General features: G+C 42.4%; 13 protein-coding genes and 1 pseudogene. 5 read left to right on the top strand and 9 right to left on the bottom strand.

Annotated elements, in window-relative coordinates:
- Positions 1–86: 86 nt before the first annotated feature.
- A complete protein-coding gene (locus tag J4856_RS00160) occupies positions 87–2474 on the bottom strand; it encodes a TonB-dependent receptor (protein WP_065367972.1) in 2388 nt (795 codons plus the stop codon).
- A gap of 192 nt (positions 2475–2666) precedes the next feature.
- Between J4856_RS00160 and J4856_RS00155 the strand changes: the two genes are divergently transcribed.
- Positions 2667–3926 (top strand): S41 family peptidase, encoded by a 1260-nt coding sequence (locus J4856_RS00155; protein ID WP_234967290.1) that lies wholly within the window; start codon positions 2667–2669, stop codon positions 3924–3926.
- Positions 3927–4104: 178 nt separating this feature from the next.
- Here J4856_RS00155 and J4856_RS00150 read toward each other — a convergent pair whose 3' ends face one another.
- Positions 4105–4977, bottom strand: coding sequence for a sigma-70 family RNA polymerase sigma factor (locus J4856_RS00150; RefSeq protein WP_004359180.1), 873 nt, complete (start codon positions 4975–4977; stop codon positions 4105–4107).
- 607 nt (positions 4978–5584) lie between these two features.
- Between J4856_RS00150 and J4856_RS00145 the strand changes: the two genes are divergently transcribed.
- Both J4856_RS00145 and J4856_RS00140 read left to right on the top strand, forming a co-directional pair.
- Positions 5585–8704: a SusC/RagA family TonB-linked outer membrane protein gene (locus J4856_RS00145; protein ID WP_025839112.1), complete on the top strand. Its 3120-nt coding sequence runs from the start codon at positions 5585–5587 to the stop codon at positions 8702–8704.
- Positions 8705–8726: 22 nt separating this feature from the next.
- The gene (locus tag J4856_RS00140; protein ID WP_065367971.1) at positions 8727–10340 is read left to right on the top strand and encodes a RagB/SusD family nutrient uptake outer membrane protein; all 1614 of its coding nucleotides are present in this window, start codon (positions 8727–8729) and stop codon (positions 10338–10340) included.
- A gap of 542 nt (positions 10341–10882) precedes the next feature.
- Here J4856_RS00140 and J4856_RS00135 read toward each other — a convergent pair.
- The 7 genes and pseudogenes from J4856_RS00135 to J4856_RS00110 all read right to left on the bottom strand — a co-directional run bounded on the left by J4856_RS00135 (position 10883) and on the right by J4856_RS00110 (position 15710).
- The gene (locus J4856_RS00135) at positions 10883–11659 is read right to left on the bottom strand and encodes an IS3 family transposase (protein ID WP_025840004.1); all 777 of its coding nucleotides are present in this window, start codon (positions 11657–11659) and stop codon (positions 10883–10885) included.
- Positions 11660–11742: 83 nt separating this feature from the next.
- Entirely contained in the window at positions 11743–12141 is a 399-nt protein-coding gene (locus J4856_RS00130) for a transposase (protein ID WP_025840005.1), read from the bottom strand.
- A 334-nt stretch (positions 12142–12475) separates the two neighbouring features.
- Positions 12476–12952 carry a hypothetical protein gene (locus tag J4856_RS00125; protein WP_025839804.1) on the bottom strand — a complete coding sequence of 159 codons (477 nt, stop codon included), beginning with the start codon at positions 12950–12952 and terminating at the stop codon, positions 12476–12478.
- A 344-nt stretch (positions 12953–13296) separates the two neighbouring features.
- Positions 13297–13506, bottom strand: a complete 210-nt coding sequence (locus tag J4856_RS00120; protein WP_025839803.1) for a helix-turn-helix transcriptional regulator — start codon at positions 13504–13506, stop codon at positions 13297–13299.
- Between the two features lie 820 nt (positions 13507–14326).
- Positions 14327–15106, bottom strand: coding sequence for a S1C family serine protease (locus J4856_RS00115; protein ID WP_044081285.1), 780 nt, complete (start codon positions 15104–15106; stop codon positions 14327–14329).
- Positions 15107–15293: 187 nt separating this feature from the next.
- Positions 15294–15586 (bottom strand): annotated as a pseudogene (locus tag J4856_RS13415) (IS30 family transposase); the annotation flags it as partial.
- A complete protein-coding gene (locus J4856_RS00110; RefSeq protein WP_156766854.1) occupies positions 15558–15710 on the bottom strand; it encodes a hypothetical protein in 153 nt (50 codons plus the stop codon). The gene J4856_RS00110 and the pseudogene J4856_RS13415, both read right to left, overlap by 29 nt.
- Before the next feature lie 136 nt (positions 15711–15846).
- On the opposite strand from J4856_RS00110, the gene J4856_RS00105 reads away from it, so the two are divergent.
- Complete coding sequence (locus tag J4856_RS00105) at positions 15847–17130, top strand: AAA family ATPase (protein ID WP_025839801.1); 1284 nt, start codon at positions 15847–15849, stop codon at positions 17128–17130.
- Between the two features lie 5 nt (positions 17131–17135).
- The gene (locus J4856_RS00100; protein WP_025839800.1) at positions 17136–17714 is read left to right on the top strand and encodes an RloB domain-containing protein; all 579 of its coding nucleotides are present in this window, start codon (positions 17136–17138) and stop codon (positions 17712–17714) included.
- Positions 17715–18284: the final 570 nt, after the last annotated feature.

Below are 18284 nucleotides of genomic sequence, written 5' to 3'. Positions count from 1 at the left end.
TAATTATGATTACTTTCGTTTGTTATGTTTATTGCTGCATATAACTCGTCAACTGAAAACTCGTCAACTCGTCAACTAAATACTATTTAAAAATCAATCGTAAGTCTTCCGTTAATCTGTCGCCCTGTGAGGTAGTTTGGCACAGCATACTGCTGTCCGGCGATGTCTGTCACCCAATAATAAGAGTTGACGTTATTGATACCGAAGAGGTTCAGACAATCAAGGCCAAGCCAGATATTCTTAAAGATAATGTTGCGATGCCCATCGTGGTTGTCTAAGAGTCGATAACTCATACCGATGTCTGCACGTTTATAAGCAGGTGCTCGGAAGGTGTTATTCTCCAGTTCTTGGTGCGGAGCAGAGAACGGCAAACCATCCGCATAAGCCAGTTTCAGCGACATACGCCAACGTGTTGAGCCTGGGAAGAAGTCCGTGAAATAGAGGTTGAGCGCATAACGTTGATCGGTTGGAAGCGGAATACGCTTACCATTCAGGGTCATGCTGGTATTCATCACACTAAGTGTCAGCCAGGAATCAGCCCCTGGAACGAACTCGCCGAAGAGTTTAAGGTCGAGACCCGTGGCGTGTCCTGAGGCTGTATTTTCACCATAATAGGTCACCTTCACATTGTCAACTGAGTAAGGGACGAGACGTGAGAGGGCTTTATAATAAGCCTCAGCAGTGAACTTAAACGGACGACCTAACATTTCAAAGCGATAGGTCATACCTGCTAATGCGTGGATAGACTGCTGTGCACGAATCTTCTGATTGAGCGTTGCATAGGTGACACCATTGACGATAGACGTGTCGCGAAGCTCCTTATAGAAAGGTGCCTGATAGTAGATACCACCTGCAATGCGGAAGCTAAGGTTGCGGTTTCTGCCAGGAGTGATGGACAGCGACGCACGTGGAGAGAACAGACTCTCGCCATTAAAGTCCCAATGCGCAAAGCGTACACCATAATTCAGTGTGAAAAGCGTTGGCACAGAGTCGCGTGTCTGGAAGTTCCATGTGTCCTGCAAATAGCTTTCAAAGCGTTTCGCCTTGAGTTCATTGCGAGCACGAAGCGAGTAAATCATCTTCAAGTCACGACCCGTATGAGGTACGTTATAACCCGCAGAATCACGATATTCATACTCTGCAGAGTTCTCCTTGATATGCTCAATCTTATAAGTCACAGCTCCTTCAATTCGATGCTTTCCTGTGCGATGCTGCATCATCAGCTTCAGACTCTTCACGTTTGCATTGAGGTAATCACGTGAATGTTGCATAAACGTACCCACGCCGAGGTTCTCTGACGTCTCCGTCTGTGTGAGCCAATACTGTCCTTGAATATCATAACGCTCCTGCTCCTTCGTTGTGAAGGCCGATGCGAGGAGGGAAACATCAGTTCGTGAACTCAAATGGCGTGTGATAGCCAACGAACCGAAGAAGGTGCGGAAGAGGTCTTTCTCTTGTCCATCGAAATAGACACGGAACTTCTTCACGTTCTGCAGCGTACCAAAGTTTGTCTCACGGTCTTCTGGTTGGAAGTTATATCGGTTTTCAGAGATGTTACCGATGAAATCTACCTGCCAGCGTTTATTGGGTTGCCATGAAAGATAAGTCTGGTAATCTAGGAAGGACGGACGATATTCGCCCTTTGTCTGGAGCGAACCGAGGAGGTAACGATTCGTTTTATAACGCACACCATTTGTCCATGTCAACTTCTTAGTAGCCAGTCCGAGGTAGCCGCTAGCACCTAAGAGGGAGGCAGAGACGGATGCTTCTGTCTTCTTCGGACGCTTATACGTGATGTCCAAAGCCGAACTCATCTTGTCACCATATTTCGCTTCATATCCACCTGTTGAGAAGCCAACGCTCTCAACCATGTCAGGATTGATAATAGAAAGTCCTTCTTGCTGTCCACTTCGCACAAGGAAGGGACGGAACACTTCTACATTATTGATATATACGGAGTTCTCATCAAACGTACCGCCACGCACATTGTATTGTGAGGATAGCTCCGAGTGGGTTGAAACACCCGCCTGCGTCTGTACCAACTCTTCTACGGCATTACCCGTAGTAGAGGGTCCTTGTTTGTTTTTTTGAATATCCAATTCTTCTGTTGTTCCATGCTGTTTAGCTTTACCTTGCACTACAACCTCCTCCAATGCGTTGTCGTCAGCCAACTGAATGAGCAGTGTCTGCTTCCCCTTTGGACGCACCAGAACCCTCGTCTTGGTCTTGTAGCCAATCATTGAGAAGCGCACCTTCACGGAGTCTTCACTCTGCAACTGCATGTTGAACTCGCCTTTAAGGTTCGTCATCGATAGTTTTCCCTGCGAAACAACCATGACTGAAGCCAACTCAATCGGGTTGCCATCCTTGTCGGAAACCTTCCCTTGCAGTGTGAACGATTGTGCCAATGCCAACTGGGCAGTCACCATAAACAATAGTAGTAATATGTATTTCTGAATATCCTTACGTTTCATACATTGTATAACGTTGCTGATTTCGTTTTATTGTTTTTCTCGGTTGCTTAGAAGTGAAAGACTTGCTGCAAAGCGGTTCTTGCGCTTTTGCAGAAAAGATAAATGCTTTTATTTATCTTATTTATGTGTTTCAATTTGATGTATAATATATTTTTTATATCTTTGTGACAAACAAATCATGCCATTTTAAATATGATGAAGAAACTTATCTTATTTACCTTTGTATTTTTAGGACTGATACTTACAGCCTTTGTTCTTTACGTTTGGAATCAGAAACATACATCTTTAAACTGGGAAGATGTACAAGTATATAATGCAGACAAGATACCCGTTGAGCCAAAAGATTTCCGAAATGACTTTGAAGAGATGTTCAACCTCGTCAAAGAGCGGTATATATATAAAGATGAGAAGCATCTAAATCTTGATTCGATTCATACTGTCTACATTCAGCGTCTTGATACTATGCAGTCAAAGGTGGCTTATTCATTGTTGATAAAGGAGTTCTTTGGTAATCTGAAATGTGCTCACGCAGATAATGTATCCATAGAGGAACCTTGGTTTATACAGGGAGATCAAATTATTGTGATTGATAATCGGGTGTTCGTTGACAAGCCTTCTAACTCTGCAATTAAAGCTGGTTTGCGGGATAAAGATGAGATTGTTTCGGTGGATGGAGTGCCAGTAAATAAGTGGGTAACTAATAATGCCAAGTATATTTCTGCATCTACTGATGCTGCACGTTACCTGTATTCAGCAAAGGATATACTGTGGAGCTATACGGATTCAGTGAAGAAACTGGACGTTATCCGACAAGGTAAACCTTTAACGCTCACCGTTCATCTGCAATCTCAGTATATTCCTACAAAGGATAAAGAGCAAGACGTGACATGGAAGAAACTTTCTTCAAAGATTGGATATATAGATGTGAGAAGTATGGTGGATGGAGTTGATAAGCAATTCAGCAAAGCTTTTGCGTCTTTAAGACAACTGCCATTCCTTATAGTGGACATTCGTCATAATGGTGGAGGCAATAGTAGTGTTGGGGATTTCATAGCACAGCACCTGATAAAGGGTGAACGGACGATTTGGGACGGCACAAAAATGTCGCCTTCTGCGGATGCTTATAAGGGCAAGGTGATTATCTTGGCAGGACCTGTTACGGTTTCTGCTGCTGAGAGCTTTCTGATAACAATGAAAGAAAGTGGTGATGCTATCATTGTAGGTACGCCTTCTGCGGGTGATACTGGTGGTAATCCTCGTTTGTTTAAGACCACATACGGAATGTACTACTGGATTCCAATCGGTCATCCTTTTAAGTATTCTCCTAAGGGTTTCCCATTAGAGGGCGAAGGCATTAAGCCTCACCACCTTGTACCGATGAAGGTCGACGACTTCCTAAAGGGGAAAGATACTCAACTTTCTTATGCTGAGGAACTCACTCACAAAATGTGATAAGCGTTTCAAAACGAATTTACTTACGATGATGAAGCGAAGTCTTATGGCTTCAAATATCGTATGAAACAAAAGCTTAAAGCCCTACAATAAAAGATTGCGGGACTTCTATAGAAAGTAAAGAGGATGTGTAAGAAAACACATCCTCTTTACTATTTATCATCTTAATCTTGCTTTTTTATCCCAAGTACTTCATGAGTACGCGTGCGTTGCCACTCTCACGAATCTTCTCGATAGCCTTCTCACGAATCTGGCGAACACGCTCACGGGTAAGCCCCATCTCTGTTCCAATCTCCTCCAGACCCTTCTCTTGGCAACCAATACCGAAACACTCGGTGACAATCTTTATCTCACGATCCTTCAAGGTGTTCTGAAGAACAGCACGGAGATCGTCAGACATTGACTCGAAATCAACGCCACGGTCGGTACGTGAGTCGTCACCTGATGACAGCATATCACTCATTGAGTTGTCATCGTCATCGCTGAATGGTGCGTCGATACTCATGTGGTGATTGTCTGCACTCTGGCTCTGACGGATGCGAGCCTCATCGATACCTGTCAACTCTGCCAACTCATGGATAGAAGGACGACGATTGTGCTGCTGCACAAACTCGTTCGTCACCTGGTTAATCTTTGAGATAGCACCCACCTGATTTAGCGGGAGACGCACAATACGACTCTGTTCGGCAATAGCCTGCAGGATGCTCTGACGAATCCACCAAACGGCGTATGAGATAAACTTAAAACCACGTGTCTCATCGAATTTCTCAGCTGCCTTCACCAAACCAATGTTTCCCTCATCGATAAGGTCGGTGAGAGAGAGTCCCTGGTGCTGATACTGCTTAGCTACTGAAACGACGAAACGGAGGTTAGCCTTTATCAGTTTCTCCTTCGCACGTTCGCCCTTGCGACCGCCCTTGTGGATTTCCTGTGCCAACTCAATCTCTTCGTCAACGGTAATCATCGGCTCACGACCAATCTCAACAAGATACTTATCCAGTGCCTCACTTGATCGGTTAGTGATACTTTTTGAAATCTTAAGTTGTCTCATGAATTGTTTACTATTTCCTCCTAAAAAAATATAGCTTTTCCGTTATCCAAATTTGATACGGCGTGCAAAGGTAAATATAAATATGTGAACAACCAAATTAAGCCGCATTTAATTTTGTTTTTTTATAGTTTATTATATCAAATAGCGAGCCAAAAGCATAAAACAACTGGTTCGAACGATGATGACAGTGTAAGTTGATGACAATGTGACAGAGTCATAATGTTGGATTTTTTGAAGACAGAGTAACATAAGAACTGTTTAAAAGTTCTATAACGCACTCTATGGGTTGTGTGTTGATATTCTACCGGTTTGGTGCGGGTGCTTAGCACATGTGGTGCGGGTGGTATGCACTTATGGTGCGGATGGTATGCACCACATGTGCGAAGGATTAACACCATTATAGACACAGAGTCACCACTGGTGTAAGGAGTAAAAGAGTTTTATAACAAGCAACTCATTTACTCATCAACTCAAAACTCGTCAACCAACACCCACCCTTACCTGTGTCCGTAAACAACACGTTAAGATTAAAAAAATAAAGTTTTATTTTGGTGTTTATTGTATAAAATACTATATTTGTAGCACAAAACCTAAATCAATAAAGTATATGTCTAATTTTATGAAAGTAAGAAAGACCTACAAGAAGAACCCGCCATTGTTGACGGGCAGCCTAGCTTTCTCTTTAGCTTTCGGGTTGATGGCGTTTGCACCATCCCCAGTATTAGCCAATGCGGATGCGAACACGAGTATGAGTGTTCAGCAGCAAAAGCAGAGTATTAATGGTGTGGTAAAAGATGCTAATGGCGACCCAGTCATTGGTGCTTCTGTACTGGCAAATGGTACTCCAGTAGGGGTGACCGACATGGACGGTCGCTTCTCAGTCTCTGTTGCTCCGGGTACGGAGTTGAAGATTAGTTATGTTGGTTTCGCCACTCAGAGCGTCATGGTGAGAAGTGGTGTGACGAACTATAACATTACTCTAAAGGATGAGAACAGCGCACTTAGTGAGGTTGTTGTTGTCGGTTATGGTACACAGAAGAAGGCAAACCTCTCTGGTTCTGTTGCACAGCTTGACAGTAAGGCACTCGAAAACCGCCCTATCTCTAACGTGTCTTCAGGCTTGCAGGGATTGCTTCCTGGTATCACGGTGACCGGAGCAGACGGTGCGCCGGGTCTTGATAATGGTACGATTCTTGTGCGTGGTGTGGGAACATTGAACTCCGCTTCGCCTTATATCTTGATTGATGGTGTTGAGGCAGGAACACTCAACTCGCTCGACCCAGAGGACATTGCGAGTATCTCTGTCCTGAAGGATGCTTCTTCAGCAGCCATCTATGGTTCTAAAGCATCTAACGGTGTGATTCTGGTAACTACAAAACGAGGGCAGAATGGTGCGCCAAAGGTTAGTTATTCAGGTTATTTTGGTATTCAGAATGCAACAGCCTTGATGGAAAGGATGAATTCTGCCGATGCCGCTTACTATTATAATAAGGCATTGGAACGTAGTGGTAAGGCAGCACGTTTCTCTGATGAAGCGATTAAGAAGTTCCGTGATGGCTCAGATCCTTACAACTATCCTAATACAGACTGGTACGATCTTGCATTCAAAACCGCTTGGCAGAACCGCCATAGCGTGAACATTACGGGTGGTAATGAGTATGTGAAGTATCTTGCTTCTGCAGGTTATCTCAAGCAGAGCAGTATTCTTCCTAATGCAGGTCGTGAGCAGTTTAATGGTCGTGCGAATCTCGACATGGTGTTGTCAAAGCGCATCACTGCCCATCTTAACCTTGCTTATATCCAAAACAACTATCGCGATGCAAGTAGTGCATACGCTGGTGGTAGTAGCGATCAGATTATTCGTCAGCTGAATATCATTGCTCCTTGGATTGTTTATAAGTACGAAGATGGTACTTATGGTACTGTTTCTGATGGTAACCCAATGGCTTGGTTAGAGTCTGGAATGACCGTAAACCGCAACAATCGCAACTTTACGGGTATGATTGGACTCGACTATCAGATTCTGAAAGACTTGAAGTTGACGCTGCAGGGCGCATATGTTGATGCTTCTCAGCGTTACTCTTACTTCCAAAAGTTCATCCAGTATAACCCTAATAAGGCCTCTGACCCTAACAAGTTGGAGATTGCTCACTATGACTGGCATCGCACAACCTTCGATGCGTTCCTGAACTATGACAAGTCATTCTCACAGCATAACTTCAAGGCTATGCTCGGTTGGCATACTGAACGCTATAAGTATCTGCCAGACTGGATGTATCGTAAGAACTTCCCTAACAACGAACTTACTGATATGAACGCTGGTGATGCTTCGACACAGCAGAATGCTGGTAATACTCGCGAGCTGGCGATGGTGTCTTACTTTGGTCGTCTGAACTACGACTATGCAGGTCGTTACCTCTTTGAGGCAAACTTCCGTTCTGATGCTTCTTCACGCTTTGCAGAAGCTCATCGCTGGGGTTTCTTCCCATCATTCTCTGCTGCATGGCGTATCTCTGAGGAACCATTCATGGAGAGTTCAAAGTCATGGTTGAACAACTTGAAGCTGCGTGCATCATGGGGTCAGCTCGGTAATCAGGATGCCTTAGACGATTACTATCCTTGGATGAACACTTATAACCTCAATGCGAAGTATCCATTTGGTGGTCAGCTCACTCCGGGTTACTATCAGGGTAGCTATCACCTTGAGACAATCTCTTGGGAGCGTTCTACTACATGGGGCGTTGGTCTTGACTTTACCCTCTTCGGTGGTTTGACTGGTTCGTTGGATTACTACAACCGCAAGACGACTGGTATCATCATGAACGTGTCTGCTCCAGCAGAGTTTGCACTCGGTGCTTACAAGGATAATATCGGTGCATTGCGCAATCAGGGTGTGGAACTCTCATTGGCTTATGCAAAGCAGTTGAACAAGGATTGGACAATCAATGTCGGTGCGAACTTCGCTTACAACAAGAATAAGATTCTCAACTTGGGCGACGGCACAGAATACATTGGTAGTGGCAACCGCCGTACAGCAGTAGGTCAGCAGTACAATAGCTTCTTTATGTACAAGGCTACTGGTAAGTTCTTCAACTCACAGCAGGAGGCTGACGACTACACAGCGAAGTATGGCAACCCATTCGGACGTAAGTTCATGGCAGGTGACCTTATCTATGAGGACACAAACGGTGATGATAAGCTCGATTCAAACGACCGTATCTACACCAAGCATACGGATATCCCAGCAATTACCTACGGTTTCAACCTCGGTGCAACATGGAAGAACATTGACCTCTCTATGATTTGGCAGGGTGTTGGTGCAGTATCTCATATCTACAACCGTGAGGTACTTGGTGAGTTCTCTGGTGATGCCAGCCACCCTTCAACACTGTGGAAAGACTCATGGACAGACGACAATCACAATGCTAAGTTGCCACGTGTATTTGAGACAGGAAACAGCCCAAGCGACATGACTCGTGCTATGTCAACCTTCTGGTTGTGGAACACAGCTTACTTGCGTTTGAAGACTTTGCAGTTGGGTTACACCCTTCCAAAGAGTGCGCTCAAAGCAGTTGGTCTTGAGAAAGTACGTATCTACTATGCAGGTGAAAACCTCCTTACCTTCGATGCATTACCATTCAATATTGACCCAGAAGTGACCAGCGAGCGTGGATCATCTTATCCATTGCTGCGTTCACATTCTATCGGTATCAATATCACATTCTAACCGTAAATACCCGATATACATTATGAAAACTGTAAGAACATATATATTAGCAGGTGTGGCAGCCTTTGCGCTCACATCTTGTAATGACTACCTTACCACTGTGCCGAAGGATGCAATGTCGCCAGCTACAACATGGAAGACGGGCGACGATGCTGAGAAGTTCCTTGTGGGCTGTTATGATGGTTGGGAAGAAGGTGCAGCCTTGCTTTATTGGGACGCTGGCTCTGACTTTGCGTACAACAACTTCCCTTGGGAAGGCTTTACCAATATCGGTAATGGTTCGCTCTCACCATCGTCTCCGGGCTGGTCGTTCTACGATTATACTATCATTGGTAGATGTAACACCTTCCTTGAGAATGTTGATAAGTGTGTATTCAGCAGCGATGCGGTAAAGAAAGACCTCGTTGCGCAGGTGAAGGCTATCCGTGCTTACAACTATTTCCGCATGGGTTTCCTCTATGGTGGTGTGCCAATCGTTAAGCCTTTCACCAGTGCTCAGGAGGCACGCGTGCCACGTAATACGGAGCAAGAGGTGAAGGATTTGGTATTCAAAGACCTTGATGAGGCAATTGCTGATATCAATACGTCTCCTGCTGCACGTGGACGTATCGCAAAGGGTGCTGCCTTAGCTATGAAGATGCGTGCTGCCCTCTACTGGGGCGACTATCAGAAGGCGAAGGATGCTGCTCAGGCTATCATCGACTTGGGACAGTATACGCTTGATAGTGATTATTCGAACCTCTTTAAGTTAGCTGGTCAAAACTCTAACGAGATTATCCTTGCTGTACAATATAAGAGCGGTACTCGCCCAATCGGAACTATTGGACAGCTGTATAACAATGGCGATGGTGGTTGGTCATCAGTCGTTCCAACACAGAATTGTGTTGACAACTATGAGATGAGCAATGGTATGACTATCGACGAAGTTGGCTCTGGCTATGATGCAACGCATCCTTTCCATGGTCGTGATCCTCGCATGGCTATGAGTATTCTCTATCCTGGTTGCGATTGGAATGATGGCGTCTTCAATACGCTCGACGAGAATGTTAATGGTAAGAAGAATCCAAACTATCCAACCAATGCTGCCAATGCTTCCAAGACTGCGCTCACATGGCGTAAGTATCTGGACCCAAAGAGTCAGTATTCTGATGTATGGGATACCGAGTGTAGCCCTATCGTCTTCCGTTATGCTGAGGTACTTCTGACATGGGCTGAGGCTGAGAACGAGTTGAATGGTCCTTCTGCCAACGTCTTTGCAATGATTGACAAGGTGCGTACCCGCGTAGGTATGCCTGCTGTTGACCAGTCAAAGTATAACACTAAGGACAAGCTCCGTGAGCTGATTCGTCGTGAGCGTGGCTCTGAGTTCGCTGGTGAGGGTCTCCGTCGTGCTGATATCTTACGTTGGACAAGCAATGGTAAGATGGTCGCAGAGACAGTATTGAATGGTCCATTGAACCGCATCACAGGTACTATTAACACATCTGCTACCGACCCAACAATGCGTGCCGTAGTCAGTGGTAGCAGCAAGGTTGAGGATCGTACGTTCCAAACCTTCAACAGATACCTGCCAATCCCACAGTGGAATATCTCTGATAATCCTAAGTTGGAGCAGAATCCGGGGTATGCGAAGTAAAAGCCCCACCCCTTCCCTCCCCGAAGGGGGAGGGGGGAAAAAGCCTCACCCCCAACCCCTCTCCGAGTGGAGAGGGGAGTGATTAGCGAGATACCCCATGTGAGAAGTTGACGAGTTGTGAGAATAATACGCTTCTTCATTTGTTTCTCCTATCGTATCCGCTACTCTGTTTTGTAAATAAAAATCAAAGGCTGAAAAATAAAAGGGCGTTAATTCCATTCGAATTAACGCCCTTTTGGCTTGCAAAAGATGCCCTTTTGAGGTCTTACTAACGCCCTTTTGAAGCCTTACTAAGCACCTTTTGAAAACCACTTGACTATGCCTAAATTTACTTCACACTTTTCTGGTTATTGTTACTAAATTGGTTTACACATTTTTTACTTGCTTCCTGAACAGCTTTACACCCCCATGGAAACTTTACTGATTCGCTTTACATAGTCATAAATCTTGACAATGAAGTCTGAACGTGTGTAGCACATGTTCAAAGTTAGTATTTTTCCTTCAACTTACAAAATTTAATACCATGAAACGCACAGAAACCCTTATGCTACATTGCAGTGCTTTTCTCTCATTTGTCTTGGCGTAAGCATGCCGTTGCTCATATGGGGTCTCTTATTGTTGTAGAAGTCTATGATACCAGCAATAGTGCATCGTGCATCATCGAGGTTCTTCGGTCGTTTCATGTGGTAGAGCCACTCTTGCTTTATTATTCCGTTCACTCTTTCGGCGATTGCATTATCTGTAGGGTTGTAGTCTTCAGTCATGCTTATGCCCGAGTGTATACTCTCCAGCCTTGCCACGTAGGCGTTGCTGCAGTATTGAACCCCACGATCAGAGTGGTGCGTCATCAGCGAGAGATTCATACCCTGTGAATGTTCTATTGCCATGTCTAGGGCAGCAAGCGTATTGACAGCCTGCAGACTGTCAGAAAGCTTCCATCCGATTATCTCATGAGTGAATGCATCGGTTATGAGGTGAAGATAGACCACACCATCCTCAGTATCTATATATGTGATGTCTGCTACCCAGAGTTGTGCAGGACGTGTAAGAACCATTCCTTTTGCCGTGTTCTTATACTTGAAATAGTTGTGATTGGAGTTCGTGGTGTGGCGACATCTGGATGGCTTCAGCATAAGGTGATGCTTGTGCATTAGCTGGTAGAACCTGTCGCGCCCAAGCATTAAGCCAGGATAGATATCCATAAGCATGTGCAAAAGTTTCTTTGCACCTATTCGAGGAGCATCTGCACGAACATCCATTACTGCACGTACGACAATTTTCTCAGTAAGTTTACGATGCTCCCTCTTCTCTTTACTCACAGAGTAATAGCCTTCACGAGTCTTGCCAAACAGTCCACTCAGCAGCCCAATTGATAAACAAGGGTTGCTGACTCGAAGGCTGTCTACTGCTTGGCGCCAGCTTTTTTTAGCAAATCCTCACCATATTCCTTACTGCTTATCTCTATGACTTTCATCAAACCTTGATTGCGAAGTTCAGAATACTCCAAAGCTTTCTTCAAATTCGATACTTGTTCTTCAAGCTCTTCCTCACGAGTTAGAGGGACTTTCTCCATAGCTTTCTTACTACGCATAGCTTTTACTTTAGTAATAATATCATGCGACAAAGATAGCTTTTTTTCATCTAAATCATACTTTTTTTGCCATTGATAAAAGCTGGCACTATTAATGCCGTACTTACGACAGATGAAATTAATTGACACTTCTGATGAGTAATACTCACGAAGTAAAGTGAGAATAAAGTCCTCACTGAATGTTCTGTGTTTAGAATGTTTACTTCCCATTTTGAATTTTAAATGTTAAAATGATGTGAAGTAAATCTGCTATAAGACAACTTCTGCAACTACTTGATAACAAAACACTTACAAGGGTGCTAAAAATGTACGTTTTAAGCCCTTTTTGTAGTCTTTTCTTTAATCGTTTTGTCAACATATTTCTTTACTCTGCTGCGTGAAATCCTTTGAACTTTGAGCTATTAACTTTGAACTCTTTTACCTTTGAACTTTGAGCATTGAACTTTGACCTTTATGATTTGAGTTTAATCCTTGAACTATATCGGTAATCATAATTATGAATTCTGAATTGTGAATTCTGAATTAGCAGAGGATTGTGAATCAACTATTTCGTTAGTTTTGGCATTTCCGTAGTAGCGTCTTCGATGATAAACGACTTGCCCTGCTCCTTTATCTTGATATAAATGATGTTGTCTTGTATAACTTCGTATTTTTCTGTTGGCCATGAGAAGGAAACACGGAACCAGTCATTATTCAAGGCTTTAATCTTCAGTGTTTGAAGATTCTCCTTTACACAATCCTGTGCATTGAGAAGTACGTCAGCACCAATGTCAGCAGTCTTCTTCAAAACCTTTGGACTAACAAACTTCTTCGCAATCACCGTACTAAGGTCTGAGAGCTGAGAATAGATAAGGCTGTTCATATAGGTATTATAAAAACCATAAGCGAATTGCAGCTTTTCTATTTGAGTTTCGTTCATAGTACATGTCGTTGCCTTTGCTCGAGTGCACTGTGCGTTGGTGGTAAGTGGTGCAGAAGCCAAGCATACAGCTAAGCTTATTGCAAGATAAATCTTTTTCATTGTTATAGTTGTTTATAGAATTAATATCAGTAAAAATAGTTGATCGCTTTTTCAAGTTGTATTGTGTCAAGTTCCTCAGCGCATAGCTGTTTAGGTGTTATAGTATTTGCCTCTCTGTAGCTGACAAACGTTGAAATCATATCAGCTTTTTTCTTTATAATTGTTTGTTCCGGGAGCAAAGATAGGAAATAAAACTATTCAAACAAATTATTCTGCAATTATTTTCAAAGAGAATGTAATTAAGTGGACGAGTGAACGAGTGGACAAGTTAACAAGTTGTTTGTAAGGCATAAGAACGAGTAGACAAGTTAATAGTGGCGATAAATCACAGTTAGCAGTGGCGATTAGTCCTTTGGAATGGGTACTGGTCCTAACTGTAGGTTGAACAGCTCAAGCACTTGATTGACTTTGTCCATGCGTAATGTAGCTTTTCCTTGTTCCATTTCACGAACAAAGCGCAGCCCTACACCAGCTTTGAAAGCCATGTCTTCCTGCGTAAGATGGTATTCCTTCCGCAGTTGTTTTAATGTGGCTGATAATTGATTTCTCTCCATACTATTTATACCTTTACGGGTACAAATATACGAAATATCTATGAAAAACAAAGCGAACAATCCCTAACGGGTATAAAGTTAGACTTATTTAACGTGATTATACCCTATCGGGGAGGGAGAGTAGCCCCACCCCTCACCCCCTCTCCTGCAGAGAGGAGGAGTGCAGGAAACAGTTTGCTGAGGGATAATCAAATACAAATCGGAAACCATACCATAGTAAAAATTAGACATGTGTGGTCTAATGACTGATAGGGATTAAAAGCTTTCACTAATTGATAGATATGTTTCAGTAAGTAAACCCTGACCAATGGGGTTGTGGGTAGGGTCTGTTTTTATTCTGTCTCTTTTGTTTTTGATGTTCTTCTGTCTTCTTTCATCCCTCTACATTGTAAAGATAATTCACAACCCGAAAAGTAAAAGGGCGTTAATTCCATTCGAATTAACGCCCCTTTCAACCCTTGAGTTTTGAACTTTAACCTTTGAATTTTATGATATGTTTTGGCTCTATAACGAATCGTATAGGTAATTCGTCATAGAGCCTAAAAATATTGTTGGAAGTATAGTCTCCAACTAAACAAAAATACAGATTGACTTTAGTTTTAATTCACTTAATGCACATTAAATCCCTATCCTTACATATACAGCAATGGTGTTAATCCTCCGCACCAAACCGGTGGAATATCAACACCACCCACACGATTCGTTATAGAGCCACAATTAGTCGATTTCAATTTACTAGATAACTCATAAATCTTAGTTCCTGTCATTTATGATAGGTGCTTAACTTATTATGCCTCAGCAAGCAGGAACAAAGATTTCATTATTGTCGCAAATAAGGTTTGATAACATCTATACTCCATGCATAATTTAAGTTAGCTTGTGATCCTTCGGCAAAAGTCCCCGAGGTAATACCTACTACTTCACCAAATTCGTTAACCAACGCTCCACCACTACTGCCATGATCGATAAGAGCACTTATCTGCATAAGATACCTATCACGCCATTGCGAAACCTCACCTGAAGAGAATGTATTTTCTAATCCGCGTGGACTACCAATAGCAAAGACCTTATCTCCTACTTGTGGCTGACTATCCGCAATGGGGAGATACGTACTATTCTGACAAGCTACACGAAATAATATAAAATCATGTTCCTCATCTTTTACATAAATGTGACTTACCTTATAGAAGTGGTCATCGCTTGCAAGTTTCACAGCCTCAAGTCCCATTCCTGTATCTTTGAAAACATGATAATTGCTAACCGCTAATCCATCTTTCCCAATAAAGAAGCCTGAACCTTGATACATATCCTCGCCATCGGAAGTAACGACCATAAAGACTGCGTCACCAAATCGCTTGAAGATTTCTGAGCCACCCATCCGATGACGATGTTGTGCAGTCCTCACATTTGGTTGATCCCGGATAATCGCATCAGGGTCCATATCTTGTTCTATCGTCTTTGAATTATTACTTCTCTGGACCTTATATCTATTTTCTTCAGCAAACTTCTTCCCATGTCCTGAGCGATGAGCACAAGACATTAAGGTGATAAGCGACACCATTAGAAAAAGCTTTTCCCACAATGTTTTTTGTTGTATCATTCTTTGAATATATTTTTTGGGATTATATGAATCAAAAAAGCGTTGATTTTTCTCATTGACAGGATGGCGCATAGAGTGAACGTTGAGTCTCCTATCTCCACTACCAGTTATCTGAACTTCACAGTTGTTGCCAAAGGTTTTTCCCTTCTCATGTAACCAGCGGTGAATTAAACAAGCAAGTGCAAATTTAGTTGATTTTTTCGTAAAAACACTCTCTTAGTGTTCTGAAATTCAATTTCTTTCTTGGCCACATGTTAATTTTGTTTGAGAACTTGGTTATTTGCTGATGACTGATGTATTCAAAAGTTGCTGACTTGGGAACGTACTGCCTGTCCCGTTATCTGCTGTTATAGATTTTATACACTTCTTAAAAGGACTAATCACATGTATGATTATGTGCGCCAACTCTTTAGCACTCTTTCCCTTTGTCAGCTTTCGCATAAATAGCATATTAGTACTGCGCTCTATCAATGTGCAGATAAGTCATAAATTTCTTAGCCTTGGTTTCTGCATCCACAGCCTTTATCAGTCCACCCTCTACAGTATCAGCAATTATACGAGAGGCTATGGATGATTCGATTGGTGCAAGCACGATACTTATCATATTTCGCAATTCTATTTTGCATATTAGCGAAAAAGCACCAAATATAAAGAATAGAATACTAAATAATTATTGATTTATTTGGAGATTTAGATTCAAAACACTATTTTTGTATGCACAATATAGAATAAAGAAGTATATGATAGAGGAAATTACATTCAAAAATGTGCTATCCTTCAAGGAAGAGAATACATTCAGCTTTGAAGCCACAGCAGACACCACATTTGAGGCTCAACAAGTGGTGACAATGCCTAATGGAACTCGACTTCTAAAATTAGGAATCTTGTATGGCCCTAATGCTGGAGGAAAGAGTAATCTGCTGCGTGCTATATCTATACTTCGTGATTTTATGGTGTCTGACCCCCAAAACATGGACGAGCCAACAGGTTTTGAGCAGTTCATGCTTGACAAAGAAACGCCTTCTCAACCATCAGAGTTTAATATTAAGTTTTGGGTAGAAGGTATTCGTTACTGGTATCAGTTAAAGGCCACTCGCCAACAAGTGCTTCAAGAGAAGCTCTCCTATTACAAGACCACACAACCAATTAAAGTGTTTGAACGTGTTCTTGAAGATGGGCAATCTGTTTTATCATTCAACCCTGCTGTGCAAAAGATTGATCAGGAGGAACAGAAAGCTTTGACGCTGAACTGTCTTCCCAACAAGTCTTTTTTTGCAGCACGTGGCCGTGTGAATATAAAAATGGAACATGTGGATGTTGTCCGTGCTTGGGTACGCGATAAGTTCATGTCTATGGTTGGACCACACACAAACGTAAGCAGATATTATAGAAATAAGATAGGAGAAGATGCTGCTCTAAAAACACATTTACTTAAATTCATGCATCAAGCGGACTTCAATATAACAGGTATCAATGATAAAATAAAAGACGCACAATATCTTACTCATTTATCAGAGATACTTCAGACGGAAGGTCTCTTCACTGAGGAAGAAAAAGAACGGTTGACATCTCAAAATTTGTATAAAGAGCATGTTCTCGACTTTGAGCATACGGTAGAGAATAACCGTGGTCAAGAGATTTACGAATTATCTACACGCCAGGAGAGTGAGGGAACAACTCGCGTGATGGGTGTGGAAGCAGCCATCTATGAGGCAGTAAAGAATGACTCTATTCTGATGATTGACGAGATTGAATCATCGTTGCATCCAAAGCTGATAGAGTTCATCATTCAAGAATACATCACCAACAGCAACGAGAGTCAGATGCTTCTCACCACTCATTATCCAGGCTTGCTCAACACAATAGATGACCTTGTTCGCAAGGACAATATCTGGTTTGTTGAGAAGGATAAGTCCGGTGCATCTAACCTATACTCTCTTGTAGAGTTCAAAGGACTGAACAAAATATCAAGATTTGACAACGCTTATAGCAATGGTCAATTTGGTGCACTTCCTAACATCTAAGGCTTATGGCACGCAAGATTAATTCCCGGCAAATCAAACAACCGCAAAAGCGAGTTATTGGTGCTGGCATCACGGAATTCTGGTACTTGAAGCATCTCAAGCCACTGCTTGGATTTGTATATGAAATGAAGCCACGTTACTTTGGTAACGAGTCAATGGATAACATCAATAAGCTCATTGATGAAGGGCTGACAGATGGTGCCGAGGTTATCTGCTTCTTTGATGAAGATGTGTCACAATGGAACCCTGAGGAAGGACGACAAATCAAAGAACTGCATCGCAAGTATGATGACAACGAACGTATCACACTTGCATGTAGCATGCCTTCCATTGAATATTGGTTCCTACTCCACTACGAGAAGACCAATCGACATCTGCGCACCTCCGCCGATGCCATCAATGCCTTGCATAAGTATATCGCCCAATTCGATAAGAAGGAGAAATTCCTGAAGCAAGAGAAATGGGTAGCAGAACTCATCAAGGATGGCAAGATGGAAGAAGCCATGCGACGAGCAGAAGCACTTGGAAGAAGTGGTGCTTCTTATTCGGATGTATGGAAGGCGATAAAATTTTTAAAATCATAATAATAACATAGAACGCTGATGACAACGAGCGAAGCATTTAATGTTTTTCTGGATAACCTTAATTCCGCAGAACAAAATCTTATAAGGAACCCAAGTTCCTGAGAAACAAGCTTCTCAAAACACTTGGAGACGTCAGATTTTTCACCTAATTTAATGCTGTTAAAATACTTCCTTCGGTTGAATTTATCACAACACGGACGTGTTTTCCAAATTGGGATTTGAAAACCTTGCCGAATCTATCTTGGATAAATGTGGATGTAGTGATAAGGCTTTTAGCCATAGAAGCATTATAAGGGCTCTATAAGAAGAGGGTATGGTAATAGGCACATAAAAGATTAGTGATAAAAAGCACTTTTAAACTTTTGAATAACATGTATTCAAAATGATAAAGGAACTATCGCATAAAATACGAGATTAGTTTTATTTTAAGTTGCTGTCACTTTTAACATTTCATGCATCTTGCTGAAACACAACAAGTAAAGCGCCTATTATAAATGACAGGAATGACAGGAACTAAGATTTATCAATTGACTGGCGAAACGAAATCGGCTAATTGTTATAAACTCCTTT

This window comes from Prevotella scopos JCM 17725 (assembly GCF_018127785.1).
Lineage (GTDB): Bacteria > Bacteroidota > Bacteroidia > Bacteroidales > Bacteroidaceae > Prevotella > Prevotella scopos.
Note: the sequence above shows the minus strand (reverse complement) of the source record. Positions and strands in the feature narration are given on the sequence as shown.

Excerpts from the sequence above, each read along its gene's own strand:
- J4856_RS00110 (WP_156766854.1), bottom strand. The coding sequence starts at position 15,710 with ATGATAAGTATCGTGCTTGCACCAATCGAATCATCCATAGCCTCTCGT.
- J4856_RS00150 (WP_004359180.1), bottom strand. The coding sequence starts at position 4,977 with ATGAGACAACTTAAGATTTCAAAAAGTATCACTAACCGATCAAGTGAG.
- J4856_RS00140 (WP_065367971.1), top strand. The coding sequence starts at position 8,727 with ATGAAAACTGTAAGAACATATATATTAGCAGGTGTGGCAGCCTTTGCG.
- J4856_RS00100 (WP_025839800.1), top strand. The coding sequence starts at position 17,136 with ATGGCACGCAAGATTAATTCCCGGCAAATCAAACAACCGCAAAAGCGA.
- J4856_RS00145 (WP_025839112.1), top strand. The coding sequence starts at position 5,585 with ATGTCTAATTTTATGAAAGTAAGAAAGACCTACAAGAAGAACCCGCCA.
- J4856_RS00130 (WP_025840005.1), bottom strand. The coding sequence starts at position 12,141 with ATGGGAAGTAAACATTCTAAACACAGAACATTCAGTGAGGACTTTATT.
- J4856_RS00160 (WP_065367972.1), bottom strand. The coding sequence starts at position 2,474 with ATGAAACGTAAGGATATTCAGAAATACATATTACTACTATTGTTTATG.
- J4856_RS00105 (WP_025839801.1), top strand. The coding sequence starts at position 15,847 with ATGATAGAGGAAATTACATTCAAAAATGTGCTATCCTTCAAGGAAGAG.
- J4856_RS00120 (WP_025839803.1), bottom strand. The coding sequence starts at position 13,506 with ATGGAGAGAAATCAATTATCAGCCACATTAAAACAACTGCGGAAGGAA.
- J4856_RS00115 (WP_044081285.1), bottom strand. The coding sequence starts at position 15,106 with ATGATACAACAAAAAACATTGTGGGAAAAGCTTTTTCTAATGGTGTCG.
- J4856_RS00155 (WP_234967290.1), top strand. The coding sequence starts at position 2,667 with ATGATGAAGAAACTTATCTTATTTACCTTTGTATTTTTAGGACTGATA.
- J4856_RS00125 (WP_025839804.1), bottom strand. The coding sequence starts at position 12,952 with ATGAAAAAGATTTATCTTGCAATAAGCTTAGCTGTATGCTTGGCTTCT.